The organism is Coprococcus sp. RTP21281st1_F1_RTP21281_210402 (assembly GCF_040915325.1).
Taxonomy (GTDB): domain Bacteria; phylum Bacillota; class Clostridia; order Lachnospirales; family Lachnospiraceae; genus Coprococcus; species Coprococcus aceti.
Genome location: NZ_JBCPDQ010000009.1, coordinates 45574 through 61135, shown reverse-complemented (window position 1 = coordinate 61135; position 15562 = coordinate 45574). Strand labels below are relative to the sequence as shown.

The following is a 15562-nucleotide window of genomic DNA, read 5'->3' as shown; positions in this document are numbered from 1 at the left end:
CAGATCAAAACTCTTTTTCAAAACTGAACTTAATATCCTTGAGATCAAGTCCATTCGATTTCACATACAGTCGGAGCACATTGAATCTGCCGTAAAATTTGACCTCTTTCCTGATCACAACATCCTTGCCGTCAGTTCCGTTAAATGTGAAGTTGCTCACAGGGAATCCGTTGAAAAACAGGGTACACGGCAGCTGGGCAAGCTTTTCGAGTGTCGAGCTTCCCCTCAGGCTCACCTCATACTCTCCCGGATGTTCAACATCAAGTGCTATGACATAATTCGTGTCGGCGGTGCTGGCCTTCTCTGTCAGATCTATAAGTATGTCTCTGTCGACATTGATGTATTCCACATCATCAATTGAAAAATCGTCCGCCTGCTTTGGACGGTTTATTATCTCTACCTCTACAGGCTCTCCCACAAGACGCTTAAATGCATTCGTATTCATGGCAAAGTTACACACATTCTTTGCAATTCTCTGAAGCTCAGCTCTCAATATACGTCCGTCCTGAAGTGCCTCTATGACATTATCTCCGCCCATGTTCTTCGAGCCGTCCGGGCAGCACATATACATGTCATTCTGTGCCTGTATCATAGTCGCAAAGTCATTTGCATCCGGCTCCATACCCCTGCGGTTGATGGATGCCCACCAATCTGTCATGACCACGCCTGTAAATCCCCACTCATTTCTGAGTATCGTGGTATTCAGATCATAACTTCCTGCGGTGTAGAGACCATTTACCAGACCATATGTTGTCATAACAGAGTCGGCATATCCCGACTTGACAGCTATCTCAAATCCCTTCAGGTATATCTCCCTAAGTGCCCTCTGGGAGATGACCGAGTCCGTCGTATGGCGGTGATACTCCTGATTATTTCCGCAGAAATGCTTGATCGTTCCGGACACGCCGCTGGACTTAAGTCCCTCTAACTGTGCAGTTGCAATGGAACCCGTAAGGTATGGATCCTCGGAGAAATACTCAAAGTTTCGTCCATTAAGCGGGTGACGGTGGATATTCATTCCCGGTCCAAGAAGAACCTCAACCTTATTTGCTGTCATCTCAAGTCCGAGAAGTGCATACAGTCTGGTGTTCAATTCTTTGTTAAATGAACATCCGCACAGAGTGCCATTTGGAAGTGAGAATGCCTTCATACCTGAGTCGAGTCTCATTCCCGATGGTCCGTCATCACAGCACACCGACGGAATCTTATGTGCGATCAAATTTGGCGATACCCCGGCAAATGCTGACGCCGTTCCCGCCGTCACAAGAGAACTTCCCATTCCCTCGCCGCGGACAAAGCATGCCAGATCCTCATCATCAAACTGCGCTATGAACTCATCCATGGTGGCCCTGCCTTCCCTTACATCAAGAAGCATAATTCCCTTGTCACCAGTAACCGGTATCTCCTCCGGCAGTTCCTGCTCTCTCCTGTCATACATATCAACAGTGACTAGAGGTGTCTCCTCATACTCTATAAGCATCCTGCCGTTCTCATCACAGAATGGTTTCATGCGGTCAAACTTCTCATAAGGTGCAAGTGCCTCCTGAAGCTTCTGAAGCTCCACAATCTCGGCAAGCTCAAAGAACAGACACTCTGTTGTATTTCTTATGCTGTTTCCTACATGGATAGTGTAGTCTCCAGCTTCAAGCACATAACAGTTTCTATGGCCCGTGACTCCCGAATCGTCAAATGATGCCATACGGTCAAGCGGAATCTCAAACTTCAGCTCTTCGCTGAGTCCCGGAACAAGTTCCTTTGTCTTCGCAAAATCAATGAGCACTCTGGATGGCTTGCCAAGCCTGCCCTGTGGCATCTCACCGTACACCTGGACAACCTCCTTGCCAAGTCTCTTTCCTGTATTTGTGACTTTGACACAGATATTCGCCACACCTTTTTCAAAATCCAGGCTTGCATGTTTTACGCCGATCTTGAAGTCTGTGTATGACAATCCGTAGCCAAACGGATATCTGACCTTATCCTTTGCAAATGTCTCAAAGTAACGGTATCCCACATAGATATCCTCAGCGTAGAAGTTTCTCTCTTCGCCGCCGAAATTGTCATACGCAGGATAATCCTTGATATCGTAGGCTATCGTGTCTGTGAGTTTTCCTGAAGGGCTGACATCTCCTACGAGGACATCAGCCACTCCATATCCTCCGACCATTCCACCCTGCCATACATACATGCAGGCATCCGGGGAAATCGTGTCAAGAAATGACATATCTATAAGACCGCCGACATTCAAGAGAACGACCATCTTCTGGAAATTCTCTCTGACAAGTCTAAGCATATCAGTCTCTATATCAGTGAGCATAAATGCTCCTTTTTCAAGTGTATTGTCCTTGTCCTCGCCTGCCGTCCTAGCGATTATCACTATGGCCGAATCCGACTCGCCGGCAGCCTCCTGCACGAGCTCCTCTGTAACCGGCATCTCTGCCTGTGACCACGGCTCCTGTCCCCAGCCAAGTCCCAGCTCCACAGGATGTTCCTTATCCCATGCGGCATAAGTCTCTGCCAGTTTCTGATTGACATTTACATCCTTGCACTCATTAAGTGCATCAAGGATTCCTACCACTCTGGCAACATTCACCATGCCGCCTGAACCGGTTCCACTCTTATAATAATGATTCTGCATACGTCCAAATACAGAAACCGTCTCTCCCTGCTTAAGTGGCAGAGCTTTGTTGTCGTTCTTTAACAGAACCAGTCCCTCTGCAGCCATCTCACGGGCTGTCTTCTCATATACTGCCCAGTCAAGTACTCTATCTTCCATGTGTTTAACCTCCGTTGGGTATTTCAAACTTTTAGTGTTTTGTTTACAATTTATATTTTACAGTCAGTTTCGTTTATTTGATATGGAAAAGTTGTTTTATTGCATTACCTGATGACATAACTTTTCTACTGCTTTACATATCTCTGATTTCTGCTGTTAGGTTTATCAGGCAATGTCATCTTTATCAGTCCAAGCTCCATCGCCGGATTTATATAATTTTTTCTAAGGGTCTCTTTGGACTTAAGCCCCAGCGCTTCCATTATGGAATTTGACGTATACGGCACTTCATATTCCATGACCGCCAGCATCCGCTTCACATATTCTGAAACTTCTGAATTCGACCTGTTCACCTGCAAGATGACTTCATCCAAAATCTGATTTATCATATTGAGCATGAATTCTATAAATATGTCCGAGTTGCCTTTTGTATGACATACCGCTATCGCATCATAATATTCATTCTGAAACCGCTCAATCTGGCTCTCCAGCGGTATATATTCAAATACGCTTCTCCACCTATATAAGAGAACTGTATGCCACAATCTTGCCATTCATCCATTTCCATCTGCAAATGGATGAATGAACACAAACTTATAATGAAATATTGCAGATAAAATAAGCGGGTGAATAACTCCCTCATCGCCTTTTCGGAATATACCGGACTCGCGGGCGGTTCTGTACGTCAATATTCCATGAATCCTTTTCAGGTCTGATATACTTGTCGGATCTATTTCGGGGATCTTCTCATAGGCTACGTATGCATTTTGCACTTCCTGTATTTCCTTTTGATCGTCAAGAACCAGATGTCCATTTATTACATCTCTGACATCATTCAATGATAACGAATTTGCCTCTATCTTTAGCGAAGAATGAATTGATCTTATTCTGTTGTTTCTGCGCAAATGTGGTTTTGACTCCAGCTCTTTATGACTGGTAATCCTTCCAACTTTTTCAGATATCTCTGAAACAAGTTCAAGCATTTTATTTGAGATCGTATATAGTGGTATATAACCGCTCATCAGCTCACCTCAATCTTGCTTATTATCTTACCAATTTATTGTGGGATTTTCAATGATGTTTATATACATATCGCAAGATCCCAATGTAGGAATTTGAAGAATCAACGCAAACAACGATAAGCATTAATAAAAAACTACTCTACAAAGCATTGCTTTGCAGAGTAGTTTGTCTACAGTCTGAGACTAAATTTTCTAGACTTTCCCCTATTTTTTATATGGCATAAAAATTATTTAACTTTTATCTTCTTTATACCACTATAACTTCCATATATTTTCTGTGATCCTACGATCTTATAACTTCTCACCCTTACATAATAGATTTTACCAGTCCGCTTCTTAGTTAATGTCACTCTATACTTCGAGTACGGCTTTATTGTATATGTATTTACAGACTTTTTAAATTTGCTATCAAGAGCTGTTTGAATCTCATAGCCACTTACCTTTGTATCTTTAACATACTTAACATATATGCTTGACTTTTTCTGTGATTTGATTCCCTTTATTGCCTGTATCTTAGGCTTTACAACCACTGTTACCTTCTTTGTTGCGGCCTTATATGCGGTCGTCGCTGCTACATAAATGGAAACAGTCACCTTACCTGTATTTTTAACAATCATTTTTCCAGTCTTATCAATCGAAACTACATTGTTATTAGAAGACTTGTATGATATTTTTCCATTTCCATTTGTCTTTGCCTTTATGGTAACAGACTTTCCGCCATATACCAAAGTATAATTTGCAGCATTCGTTGTTATTGTCTGTGTCTTTTTAACTACAGGCTTTTTGGTTATCTCAAAAACACATGTTGCTGTACCTGCATAATAATCCTCTGTCTCTGCAACATATGCCTTAATTATATACTTTCCTTCATTAGATGGTACAGTATTTGAATACTTGTTACTTCCTACTTTAGAATATGTATATGTAACTTTACCCTTTCCATCATTTCCTGTAAGAACTGGAGAAGATGGGCGATCACCAACATGCCAGCCCGCCATCATCAAAACAAGATTATTGAGTGACTTTTTCGTTACAGGCTGTAAACTACTATATTTATCTGTAATTGTAAACTTACAGGTTGCAACTCCACCATAATATTCATCAGTCTCTGCAACAACAGCTTTTATTATATATGTTCCCGCCTTTGTTGGTATAGCACTTGTGTACTCTGTACTTCCAACTGATGCATAGCTATATATTACTGCGCCATTGCCCAAATTGCCTGTCAAAATTGGTGTTGATGCATTTTCGCTTATATCCCAATCGTCAAGTATTAATACTAAGTTATCCAATAATTTTTTGACTACCGGAGCTGGCTTACTATTGTTATCCGTTATTGTGAACGTACATGTTGCCACTCCAGCGCAATATCTATCAGTCCCTGCTACCTCTGCCTTTACAGTATATGTTCCTGCTTTTGTCGGAAATTCTGCTGTGAAAACATCGCTTCCCTCTGGTGCATATGTATATGTTACCGCACCATTACCATCATTTCCAAGTAATACTGGCTGTGATGCCGTTCCGCTCAAATCCCAATCAGACATTTTAACTGCAAGATTACTTAATATTCTTTTTGTCGCAATGGTCAAGATATTACTTCTACATCCAGTATAAATTTCGTTCTTATTTTCATATGTACATATACCATATGCTTCTACCAAATAAGTATATGTAGTATTCTGTTTTAAACCAGATATAACACAAGAGGTTGTTGAACCATTTGCTATATCCTTCACCTTTGAATATGTATCATCATTCTGATTATACAAATAAATATTATATCCATCTGCTCCTCTTACTGAATCCCATGATATGTTTACACTATCAGCAGAATACTTTACAAGTGATGCATTTGTAGAATCAAGATACAAGCCATGACATTCGGCACCTGATGCACCTAAACAATAATCATTTGCTGCATTAACCCTGTACTCATATGTTATTCCTGATATACAATTTTTATCTTCGTATGTATCTATGTCTTCTCCTGAAACAACTGCTATTCTAGAATAGTCACTGTCCGTTGCCTTCTTACGATACACTTCGTATTTTGTTGCACCTGACACGGTATCCCATGATAACCGGAAACCGCCCTGTATTGTTGTCAGACCGAGAGCATTACAAGTATCAAGGCTTGTTGCCACCTTCTTTATTGTGAATTTCTGAGCTGAACTCTCATTTTTTTCATACAACCACACATTTGTACCATCTGCCGAGCCATTGCTATCTATATCAAGTACCGCATCTCCACATGATGCGTTTATAAAATAAGCACCTTCTGCTCCTCTCACAAACCACTTTTGCGCAGTCGTATTATTTCTTGTATATACTCCTACATTCGTTTCATTTTCCTGTCCCCAATTAGTATCATCAAGAGCTTTATCAGAAGCATTGTTTATTATTTCATATGATCCGCTTTCTCTCTTTCTAAAATGCCAAAGCTGATTTTTCTGTCCCGAGGCGGTTCTTATTGTCACATTGTCATCGCTATCGGCTGTCAAATACTTACCATTTCCTGTATTGATTATATTTGCGTAAAAGTCATCTCCTAAGTTAACTATCGAACTATCATATCCATATGTACTTACTGTCTTCACTGCTTCCTTCTGACGATGCTCTTTATCATTATAAGGTATTGCATATATATCAATTCTATAATGTCCTTCTTTCGGAATTGTAAATTGATAACTATTTGCATTTACATCTCCGTTTGAACCTGTTGCTCCACCGATGCACTCTTCCCCAGTATCAGTATTGGTGATGATTAACCAATAATGTAAGAAATCACTCTGACTGCTCGTTTTATTCCACGTAATATTTATTTTATCTCCAACTATGTAACACTCTCTGTTTGTTGTAATCGTTGGAGTTGTCATTTCTCCTGAAGCCCCACTCAAAGCACTTATGTGTAATACTCTTGCACCAACATCACACCCATTACTCCATGTGTGTGGATCACACCATTTTCCAAACGCTCTAGGAGTATTATTTCTAGCTCCGTTATGTGCGTAATAGGTTGCATAACCACTACTATTATATCCTCCACAAATCATTATATGTGGTCTGTATGTATGCGTATTACACCACTCTATTACAACATCTCCAGCCGCAAGAATATCTCCATCCAGACTTTTTGTCGCCTGTCCAGATGAATCAAGCTTTAAAATCTGTCCTTGTACTCCAGTTGCATTTGATACTGCATTATAACAATTTGTCGTTATTGTCTCAGTATTTATTGATATACCACCAGCCTGTACACACCGAGAAACAAATTCAGCGCATAATCCTACACCATCATTCCAATGACTTGCTGCATATTGTAACGCTGCTTCAGCGTTATATCCAGCAGCCTCTACTTTATCAGCTTTCTTTCCTGGCATAAATGGTACTAACGTAACAATCATCACGGCTGCCATTATCATGCTAATCCATCTTTTTTTCCGTAGCGAAATACCTTTATTCCACTTTTCATTCATACTCATAAATTTTCCTCCTCTTCCTACAAACTACTCAAGAAAAACACAATCTTCATTATTTGCCAAGTGCATCCCCCCATTTTTCTTTTGCTAATATCCTATTGCTTTTCATTTTAACGGAATGCCCGTTAAAAGTCAATTTCAATGAACATTTGTAATATATTTTATAGAAGTATATTTTTTTAGTAACTTAGGAGTACCTAATGCATTATTATGAAATAATTAAATCACTTCGTGAAGATAATGACCTTAACCAGACTCAGGTTGCAAATATAATACATGTTGCGCAGACAACATATTCTGACTACGAAAAAGGCAAAGTTCGCATGCCGATTGAATGTCTTATCGAACTTGCCAGGTATTACAACGTTGATATGAATTACATAACTGGTGTTTCTAGCTGCAAACAGCCATTTCCCATAAAAAAATAAGACACTGACCAACATCATTTTGATCAGTGTCTTATTTTTATTTACGAGTAAAACCTACGAACGATAATCCCCATTGATCTTCACGTAATCATATGTCAGGTCACAGCCCCATGCCTTGGCTGTAACATCGCCGATTCCGAGATCTATGTTGATGTGGATTTCATCTGAGCTCAATACCTTGGCTGCCTTCTCCTCTGAGAATGGTACGCCTGCGCCGTTGCGGCATACTGGAACCACGCCAAATTCCGACTCGAGATCTACTGCAACCTTGTCTATATCAAAGTCAGCCTCCGCATATCCGATGGCACAGAGAATACGTCCCCAGTTGGCATCCTCGCCGAACATAGCACACTTTGTAAGTGGGGAACGGATAACGCTCTTTGCCACGATAATGGCTGTGTCAAGGTCAGGTGCCCCTGCAACTGTACACTCGATCATCTTGGTTGCTCCCTCACCGTCTGATGCAAGCATCATGGTCATGCACTCCATAACTATATAGAGGGCCTTCTTGAACTTCTCATAAGCTTCGTTCTCCGTGTCGATGAGCTTGTTGCCAGCAAGGCCATTTGCCATGACTGTCAGGGTATCATTTGTGGACTGATCTCCGTCTACGGAGAGGCAGTTGTATGTAACCTTTACGATCTCTGAGAGCGCCTTCTGGATCAGCTCTGATGTGATGGCTATGTCTGATGTGATGAAGTTAAGCGTTGTAGCCATGTTTGGATGGATCATTCCGCTTCCCTTTGCCATACCTCCGAGGGTGCATGTCACTCCGTCTATGTCAAACTGGACAGCAACCTGCTTGTCAACTGTGTCTGTGGTCATGATAGCATTTGCAGCCTTGTCGTTGCCGTCTGCTGTGAGACCGTCTGCAAGTTCTTTCATATGCTCCTCAAATGGCTCGATAGGGATGATCTGTCCGATGACACCTGTTGAAGCATTGATGACAAGGTTCACATCTATACCCAGGGCATCCGCTGCAAGCTGGGATATCTTCTCAGCCTTCTCTATTCCATCCGCGTTGCATGTGTTGGCATTCTTGGAGTTCACAATGACTGCCTGTGCCTTGTTGCCAGATTTCTTCAGGTGTTCCTTGGTAACTGTGACCGGTGCGCCCTTCACCTTGTTCTGTGTATACACGCCTGCTGCCACACATGGCACCTCTGAAAATACCATTCCGAGATCATTCTTGTTCTTGTCAGGGTTCAGTCCACAGTTAAGTCCATTTGCCGTGAAACCCTTGGCCGCGCACACGCCACCGTCTACATATGTATAACCATCATATATCTTCTTGTTCATAGTAATCCAATCCCTTCTAAATATATTTTAACCAATCTTCATCAATTGGATGTGCACAAGTATATAGTACAATCTGTAATCGTTTTGACATTAACTGATGCAGGACATACGAAGGCGCCGGCTCTCAGTGAGCCTGCGAGCGCTAGTGCCGCTGCAGCCTGAGTTGAGCGGGAGCGCTCCTGCATGGTTATGTCAAACACGATACAGACTATGTCAACTTAATGTGCACATCCAATTGATACATCCTATCTATTCACCCACGCAAGGAACTTGTCCAGTCTGCCCACGGTCTTGTCTTTTCCTATCACGTTCATGATGGTGAACAGGTCAGGTGAGTTCTGCTTGCCTGTTATGGCAACTCTTACTATGGTACATACATCTGTGATGCTACCCTTGTATCCGTCAGGATTCTGCTTGTACTCCTTGACATTTGGACAGTAGCCGATCTTCTCGCCCATGACCTTCATGCTTGAGAACCAGTCTTCTGAGTCAAGGAAGAGATCCTTCTTGTACTCCTCGATAACCTCTGTGATCATCTCCGGTGTGTACTTCTCGTCTATCTCATACTGGAGATCCAGCTCGTCCTCGGGAGTGTACAGATAACCGAACATAGCGCGCAGATCTGACCATTTGCCGACATCCTTGCGGACCTTCTTGCCTGACATCTTCCACAGATTGATGGTCTTCATGAAGCCGTCCTTATCCTGTGTGCCAAATGTGTATATGTTCTCGTCATGCTCCTTTGCCCACTCCATGATGAGGTCGTAACACTCCTCGGCTGTGAGCTTTGAGATCATCTCCTTGCTGACATCATTGAGCTTCACCATGTCAAAAAGTGCGCCGCTGACAGGCATCTTCTTGAGTGATAATGTAAAGTCGTCTATTGTCTTGTCTGCATGTGCTGCATGCCACTCTTCGTAGTTGGAGTTTGCTATTGTCATAAGGTACTCAAGCACGCTGACTGATGGGAATCCCTGCTCTGCATAGAATCCAACCGCAGCCTCCGGGTCCTTTCTCTTGCTGAGCTTTCTCTTTCTCTGGTGCTCGCCCTCCTCGTCCACTGTAACCTCAAGCTTCATGATAGGTGCGATGTGCGCATACTTTGGAAGCGCAAATCCACACAGATCAAAGAGCTGCTTGTGAAGTGGATATGATGCAAGCCACTCGTCACCTCTGATGACAAGATTTGTCCTCATGAAATGATCGTCAACTGCATGTGCAAAATGGTATGTAGGTATTCCGTCTGACTTCAGAAGTACCACATCCATGATATTCTCAGGCATCTCGATCTTGCCCCTGATAGGATCGCTGTAGATAACAGTCTTTCCTGCCTCGCCCGGACTCTTGAGTCTCACAACATATGGCTCGCCCGCTGCAAGCTTCTCCTCTATCTGCTCGTATGTCAGATTTCTTCCTACTGCATACTCGCCGTAATATCCTATGTCAACCTTTGCAGCCTCCTGCTTTGCCCTGATCTCATCAAGCTCCTCGGCTGTTGTGAAGTCAGGATATGCATATCCCTCCTGCATAAGCTTCTTGACACATGTCTGATATATCTCTTTTCTCTCACTCTGCTTATATGGACCATATATAGTCTCACCGCCCTCAAATGGTCCCTCGTCAAATCCAAGGTCAAACTTCTTCAGCGAATTGATAATCTCATTTACACCGTCCTCAAGCTCCCTCTTTCTGTCAGTGTCCTCTATTCTGAGGTAGAACACGCCGCCACTCTGCTTTGCAAGCTTTCTTGAGATCATGGCTGCATACAGTCCACCGATGTGCATGTATCCTGTAGGGCTTGGCGCAAATCTTGTTACCCTTGCTCCCTCTGGAAGATCTCTCTCCGGAAATCTCTTCTCAAGGTCATCCACTGTATCTGTTATATCTGCAAATATCAAATCCGCTAATTTGTTGTAATCCATCTCCTGTTTTCACCTTTCTGCTATATCACTTATCATCAAGAGTCTGCTTGATGATCGCTTCATTATATCCTGTCTGATTATAATTTGTATTATGTTTTACGTCAATTCCTTAAACCACAATGGCAATTGCATAGATTCCATATACTTATCGCCTTGACTTACACGTAAAATTTTCCACAACTATCTCATACACATTTACCGCTGCAAGCATCTGGTCTGAGTAGTTATACTTCTTCTTTTCTACCTTGTCAAACGATCTCATATTCTCGGTATTTCTCGCAAGCTGATGATTCATAAGGCAGTTGAGTGCCTCGCACTTTTCCTCAGGATCTGTCAGCTTTCTGGCTGTGCCATTTCCCATGATACTGCTGTAGAGATAACCAAAGCTGCAGGCATTTGGTCCCTCAACCAGATAGTGATCTGTGTCCATCTCTATGGCCACCTTCGGATCCGCTGCCAGAGCATCCACCTTCCTGCCCTCACCGGCAGAGTGGAAATAAAGCTTCAGAACATCCTCCTCGTAGGTATAACCGAAATTCAGCGGAACTATGTACATTCCCTCTTCATCGTGAACCGCCATCCGGAACACCTTACACGAATCAAGTACATCCACTATCTCTTCACGATCTGTTATCATCCTGTCACTTCTCCGCATCTCCCGCATACAATACCTCCTTTTTCAGCGTACAATCTATTAAAATAGTATAAATGACGTCAGCATATTTGCAAGTTTTTTGAACTTTATATTATTCGGATTTTCAAAACTTTTTTATTTCTGATCCAGGCTCCACGCTTTAACTTTGTATGATGTAACTCCAAGTATCGTCTCACCGTCTATCTGAAGTGGTGTCGGACGATCAAATTCAACCTCAACCTCTTTTGCGTTGAATATATCAACATGCTTTTCGTACTTGACATGCTCCCCCTTGAATATAGAAGGAAAAATCATAAGGGTTCCAAGCTTGCCCTTGCCGTGGAACACCATAACCGAAACTGTATGCTCCGGATTCAGTCTGTCCTGCCCGGGGGTAGCCATCATTCCGCCGCCATAATATCTGCCATTCATGGTTGGCACGAGCCAGGCATTTTTATATTCATGACGGACTCCATCCACTTTCACCACAGCATTTCTCGGTTTGAATGCGTAGAGCAGGCCTTTGATAGCTATAGCCGTGTAGTTCACAGGCTTGTTCTTATGAGTTTTCTCATTCTTTGTCCTCTGGCGGTCGCCCTCCTCACAGCAGTAACCGTCTATTCCGAATCCAACATTGTTCATGAACAGCCACTTTTTGCCGTTGATCGTCACCTCCGGCAGATGCTGTATGTACTGATTTATCTGGTAATCCGGAGTGTCATGACTGTTATGTCCTATGTCCTTTGCAAAGTCATTGCCGCTTCCGGAGGCATAATAGTAGATGGTATTCTTCACATCCATGTCCTTTATGTCATTCACAAATATGTTCAGCGTTCCGTCACCGCCGCACAGGATAACCTCGTCATCCTCTGCAAGCGATCCCATGAACTCCGCATATGAAGCGATCTCTGTCATCTTCTTGAGTATCGCATCAGGATATGTATCTGCAAGTGCCTGCACGTCATACATACATTTGCCGTTGCCCGCCAGTGAATTATATAAAATGTACTTCTTTCCCATAGTTTTTACCCTTTTCATCTTTCTCAAGGACAAGTCTCACCCTGTCGCTGATCTCATTCTTCTTCATTGCTTTTACCTCATCGGCAGGTATCACATCCACCACATCTATATAGACGTCAGATCTGCGCCTCAGCACATTCCTGTAGATATTCTCCGTTCCGTGTATCGCCATGACGACTATCGGCGCATGCGCTTTCTGGGCTATCCTGAAAACACCCGTGTGAAATGGCAGAAGTCCGCCCTGTCTGTTTCTCGTTCCCTCCGGGTATACTCCAACTGCCATATCTCCCTTCTGGAGAATCTCGGTAGCCGTCTTGATCGTAGACAATGCCTTACCCGGATCTGATCTGTCTATCGGCATAAAGCAGCATCTTCTGATGATCCTGCCGAATATCGGTATCTTAAAATTCTCCGGCTTGGATACAAATGCCACATCCCACTTCTTAAATACATGCCATTCTATCAGCGGATCATAATTTGACAGATGATTTCCCACAAAGAGTGGTTTGACATCCACTGGAATCTTCTCCATGCCAGTCACATGCATTTTCACTCTTAGAAACCACATGGCAAATCCGGTGGCACCATACAGCAGATGCCTGTAGAACCTGCTGTCCTCCGTATACTGCCTGTCAGTTCTCACGAACAGACTGCACACGAAGAGAAAAAGTATGTACATCAGAAATATGGCTATGATTCCGCCAAGTATATATATAATTATCACTTTTTATTCCACCCTTTTCTAATGTCATCCATAAGCTTCATCATATATATAGACTCTGACAAAGGCATCGATTTACTCTGGAACTGTCCCTGTCTGATCATATCAAGGCTTTCCATGACCTCGTACTCGTAGCCGCTTATCTGCTTTGGCACATCCACATGTCTTATCAGTCTGTCCTCGCAGTCAAATACATCTATCCACTGTGGATTATTTATATTCTGGACTATCATGTATCCCTTCTCACCGTAAAAGATGCCTTTTCTGTCTGATCTTCCGTACATGCTGTGGGTTGTCACTGCCATCCTGCCGTCTCTGTATTTGACGGTTATACTCTCCTGTCCGTCTACTCCAGTCTCGTGCATCATAACAGAGGACTCAATATCCGAGATATCCTTTCCCATATGCATGACAATGAAGTTCAGCCCGTAAACTCCCACGTCTAAAAGGGCACCCCCTGCCAGCTCTGGTCTGATCAGGCGCTCTATCTTTGATATCGGATAGGACAGATTGCAGGTCATTGTCCTGATATCCCCTATCACACCTGATTCAAGAATTTCATTTATTATCTGTCTGGACGGCATATACCGCGTCCATATTGCCTCAGCCACATACACCTTCTTCTCCGCTGCCAGAGCTGCGATCTCCTCAGCCTGCGCAGCATCGTAGGTAAATGCTTTCTCGCAGAGTACATTTCTTCCATGTTCTATGCAGAGCTTCATATGCTCATAGTGATGTGAATGCGGCGTTGCAATATATATAAGATCTATCGCATCATCACTTACCAGTTCCTCATAACTTCCATAAGCCTTATCTATATCAAATTCCCTGGCAAATGCATTTGCCTTTTCCAAAGTTCTTGAACCTACCGCATACAGCTCCACATCATCCATCTTATTTATCGTATCTGCCATGACACCGGCGATCTTGCCTGCGCCTAATATTCCTATGTTCATATGCTGTCATCCTCCTGTTTTTTCTATCTGTTTTCCAGCGCTGACACTGCATATATATCTTCAAAAGTACATCTCTTTTTGTTTTCGACATATTTTGACACTCCATATCAGATTATAACACACAGACGGGAAAATAGAAGAAAAACTCCTGATGCCAGCGATAACTGACACCAGGAGTCCTCCCCTTTATCTTGAGCACCATAATAAGCACCCAACCCACTATATATGTTGTACTATGCATCTCTATCGGCTACACATATTCTACAGTGTAAAATATGTTGTTCCACAATCCGCATGTTACTCTCTGTACATAAGGTAGCTGTACATATCTGCATAATCATGTCTCTCATTCTTGATGAAATCGATGGCTTCCCTTGGATGCTGATTCAGCATTCCGGTCAGCATGTATGGCACATCATAGCCCCATACTGCATCTCCCTTTGCCTTGAGCGGAACCATGTACTGCTCTATGAACTTCAAGATGTGGTACAGGTTGTACTTTGGATTTCTGAGGAATCCAAGAAGAAGCTCAAGCGCACAATTTCCTGCGCCCCTGCCCATACAGCTTACAGTTCCATCGAGCATGCTCGCACCACTCCTCATTGCCTCAACAGTGTTGGCATAGGCAAGCTTTAAGTTGTCGTGTGCATGTATTCCTATCTTCTTGCCATACTTCTCTCCAACTGCGACATATTTCTCCGCGAGTTTCTTGATCTGCTCAGGGTACAGTGAGCCGTAGCTGTCAACAATGTATATTCCATCTACATTGCTCTTACCAAGCAGCTCAAGAGCAAGATCGATATCCGACTCCTGATCCTTTGAAACTGCCATGATATTGCATGTGGTCTCGTATCCCTTTGCATGTGCATCCTCAATCATCTCGATGGCTGCAGGCATGGTGTTGATGTATGTCGCCACCCTCACCAGATCGATAACACTGTCGGCTCTGTCGATGATATCCTTCTTGTAGTCGCATCTTCCGACATCAGCCATAACTGAAATTTTCAGATCTGTATTGTTCTCTCCAACGATGGCTCTTATATCCTCCTCGTTGCAGAACTTCCATTTGCCGAATTTGTTCACATCAAACATTTCCTTGGAGGCCTTATAGCCGAATTCCATATAATCAACCCCCGCCTTGATGTTCGCTTCATAGAGGGCTCTTATAAACTCGTCAGTAAAATAGAAATCGTTGACAAGTCCTCCATCTCTTATTGTTGCGTCAAGTACCTGAATGTCAGGTCTGTAGGTGATCAGATCTCCGCCTATCATAATAGTGTCCTCCTTCTTGTTTTTTGTTTTGATTTTCTC

The 15562-nt window shown here is 43.0% G+C and carries 12 protein-coding genes; 1 reads left to right on the top strand and 11 read right to left on the bottom strand.

Annotation, left to right across the window (positions count from 1 at the left end):
- Window positions 1-4: 4 nt before the first annotated feature.
- From AB5150_RS12500 to AB5150_RS12485, 4 genes are all read right to left on the bottom strand, one after another.
- Entirely contained in the window at window positions 5-2773 is a 2769-nt protein-coding gene (locus tag AB5150_RS12500; RefSeq protein WP_349818841.1) for a glycoside hydrolase family 3 C-terminal domain-containing protein, read from the bottom strand.
- Window positions 2774-2898: 125 nt separating this feature from the next.
- The gene (locus AB5150_RS12495) at window positions 2899-3324 is read right to left on the bottom strand and encodes a Fic family protein (RefSeq protein ID WP_349818842.1); all 426 of its coding nucleotides are present in this window, start codon (window positions 3322-3324) and stop codon (window positions 2899-2901) included.
- Window positions 3325-3792, bottom strand: coding sequence for a Fic family protein (locus AB5150_RS12490; protein WP_349818843.1), 468 nt, complete (start codon window positions 3790-3792; stop codon window positions 3325-3327).
- A 227-nt stretch (window positions 3793-4019) separates the two neighbouring features.
- The gene (locus AB5150_RS12485) at window positions 4020-7274 is read right to left on the bottom strand and encodes an RICIN domain-containing protein (protein ID WP_349818844.1); all 3255 of its coding nucleotides are present in this window, start codon (window positions 7272-7274) and stop codon (window positions 4020-4022) included.
- Window positions 7275-7471: 197 nt separating this feature from the next.
- Between AB5150_RS12485 and AB5150_RS12480 the strand changes: the two genes are divergently transcribed.
- On the top strand, window positions 7472-7699 hold the full coding sequence (locus AB5150_RS12480) for a helix-turn-helix transcriptional regulator (protein WP_055224577.1): 228 nt from the start codon (window positions 7472-7474) through the stop codon (window positions 7697-7699).
- Window positions 7700-7753: 54 nt separating this feature from the next.
- Here the strand turns inward: AB5150_RS12480 and argJ are convergent, their stop codons facing one another.
- The 7 genes from argJ to AB5150_RS12445 form a co-directional block, all read right to left on the bottom strand.
- Complete coding sequence (argJ, locus tag AB5150_RS12475; protein ID WP_022216915.1) at window positions 7754-8998, bottom strand: bifunctional glutamate N-acetyltransferase/amino-acid acetyltransferase ArgJ; 1245 nt, start codon at window positions 8996-8998, stop codon at window positions 7754-7756.
- A gap of 245 nt (window positions 8999-9243) precedes the next feature.
- Window positions 9244-10920 carry a glutamate--tRNA ligase gene (gene gltX / locus AB5150_RS12470; protein WP_015534016.1) on the bottom strand — a complete coding sequence of 559 codons (1677 nt, stop codon included), beginning with the start codon at window positions 10918-10920 and terminating at the stop codon, window positions 9244-9246.
- A 145-nt stretch (window positions 10921-11065) separates the two neighbouring features.
- A complete protein-coding gene (locus tag AB5150_RS12465) occupies window positions 11066-11584 on the bottom strand; it encodes a pyridoxamine 5'-phosphate oxidase family protein (protein WP_015534017.1) in 519 nt (172 codons plus the stop codon).
- Between the two features lie 105 nt (window positions 11585-11689).
- On the bottom strand, window positions 11690-12574 hold the full coding sequence (locus tag AB5150_RS12460) for a diacylglycerol kinase family protein (RefSeq protein WP_055147145.1): 885 nt from the start codon (window positions 12572-12574) through the stop codon (window positions 11690-11692).
- The gene (locus tag AB5150_RS12455; RefSeq protein WP_055147142.1) at window positions 12549-13298 is read right to left on the bottom strand and encodes a 1-acyl-sn-glycerol-3-phosphate acyltransferase; all 750 of its coding nucleotides are present in this window, start codon (window positions 13296-13298) and stop codon (window positions 12549-12551) included. The genes AB5150_RS12460 and AB5150_RS12455 overlap by 26 nt, the downstream gene beginning before the upstream one ends.
- Window positions 13295-14251 (bottom strand): Gfo/Idh/MocA family protein, encoded by a 957-nt coding sequence (locus AB5150_RS12450; RefSeq protein WP_117874817.1) that lies wholly within the window; start codon window positions 14249-14251, stop codon window positions 13295-13297. The genes AB5150_RS12455 and AB5150_RS12450 overlap by 4 nt, the downstream gene beginning before the upstream one ends.
- Before the next feature lie 297 nt (window positions 14252-14548).
- The gene (locus AB5150_RS12445) at window positions 14549-15523 is read right to left on the bottom strand and encodes an aldolase catalytic domain-containing protein (RefSeq protein WP_015534020.1); all 975 of its coding nucleotides are present in this window, start codon (window positions 15521-15523) and stop codon (window positions 14549-14551) included.
- Window positions 15524-15562: the final 39 nt, after the last annotated feature.

Coding starts and splice junctions, on each gene's coding strand:
- AB5150_RS12450 (WP_117874817.1), bottom strand. CDS start 14,251: ATGAACATAGGAATATTAGGCGCAGGCAAGATCGCCGGTGTCATGGCA.
- AB5150_RS12495 (WP_349818842.1), bottom strand. CDS start 3,324: ATGGCAAGATTGTGGCATACAGTTCTCTTATATAGGTGGAGAAGCGTA.
- gltX (WP_015534016.1), bottom strand. CDS start 10,920: ATGGATTACAACAAATTAGCGGATTTGATATTTGCAGATATAACAGAT.
- AB5150_RS12480 (WP_055224577.1), top strand. CDS start 7,472: ATGCATTATTATGAAATAATTAAATCACTTCGTGAAGATAATGACCTT.
- AB5150_RS12465 (WP_015534017.1), bottom strand. CDS start 11,584: ATGCGGGAGATGCGGAGAAGTGACAGGATGATAACAGATCGTGAAGAG.
- AB5150_RS12485 (WP_349818844.1), bottom strand. CDS start 7,274: ATGAGTATGAATGAAAAGTGGAATAAAGGTATTTCGCTACGGAAAAAA.
- argJ (WP_022216915.1), bottom strand. CDS start 8,998: ATGAACAAGAAGATATATGATGGTTATACATATGTAGACGGTGGCGTG.
- AB5150_RS12445 (WP_015534020.1), bottom strand. CDS start 15,523: ATGATAGGCGGAGATCTGATCACCTACAGACCTGACATTCAGGTACTT.
- AB5150_RS12500 (WP_349818841.1), bottom strand. CDS start 2,773: ATGGAAGATAGAGTACTTGACTGGGCAGTATATGAGAAGACAGCCCGT.
- AB5150_RS12490 (WP_349818843.1), bottom strand. CDS start 3,792: ATGAGCGGTTATATACCACTATATACGATCTCAAATAAAATGCTTGAA.
- AB5150_RS12460 (WP_055147145.1), bottom strand. CDS start 12,574: ATGGGAAAGAAGTACATTTTATATAATTCACTGGCGGGCAACGGCAAA.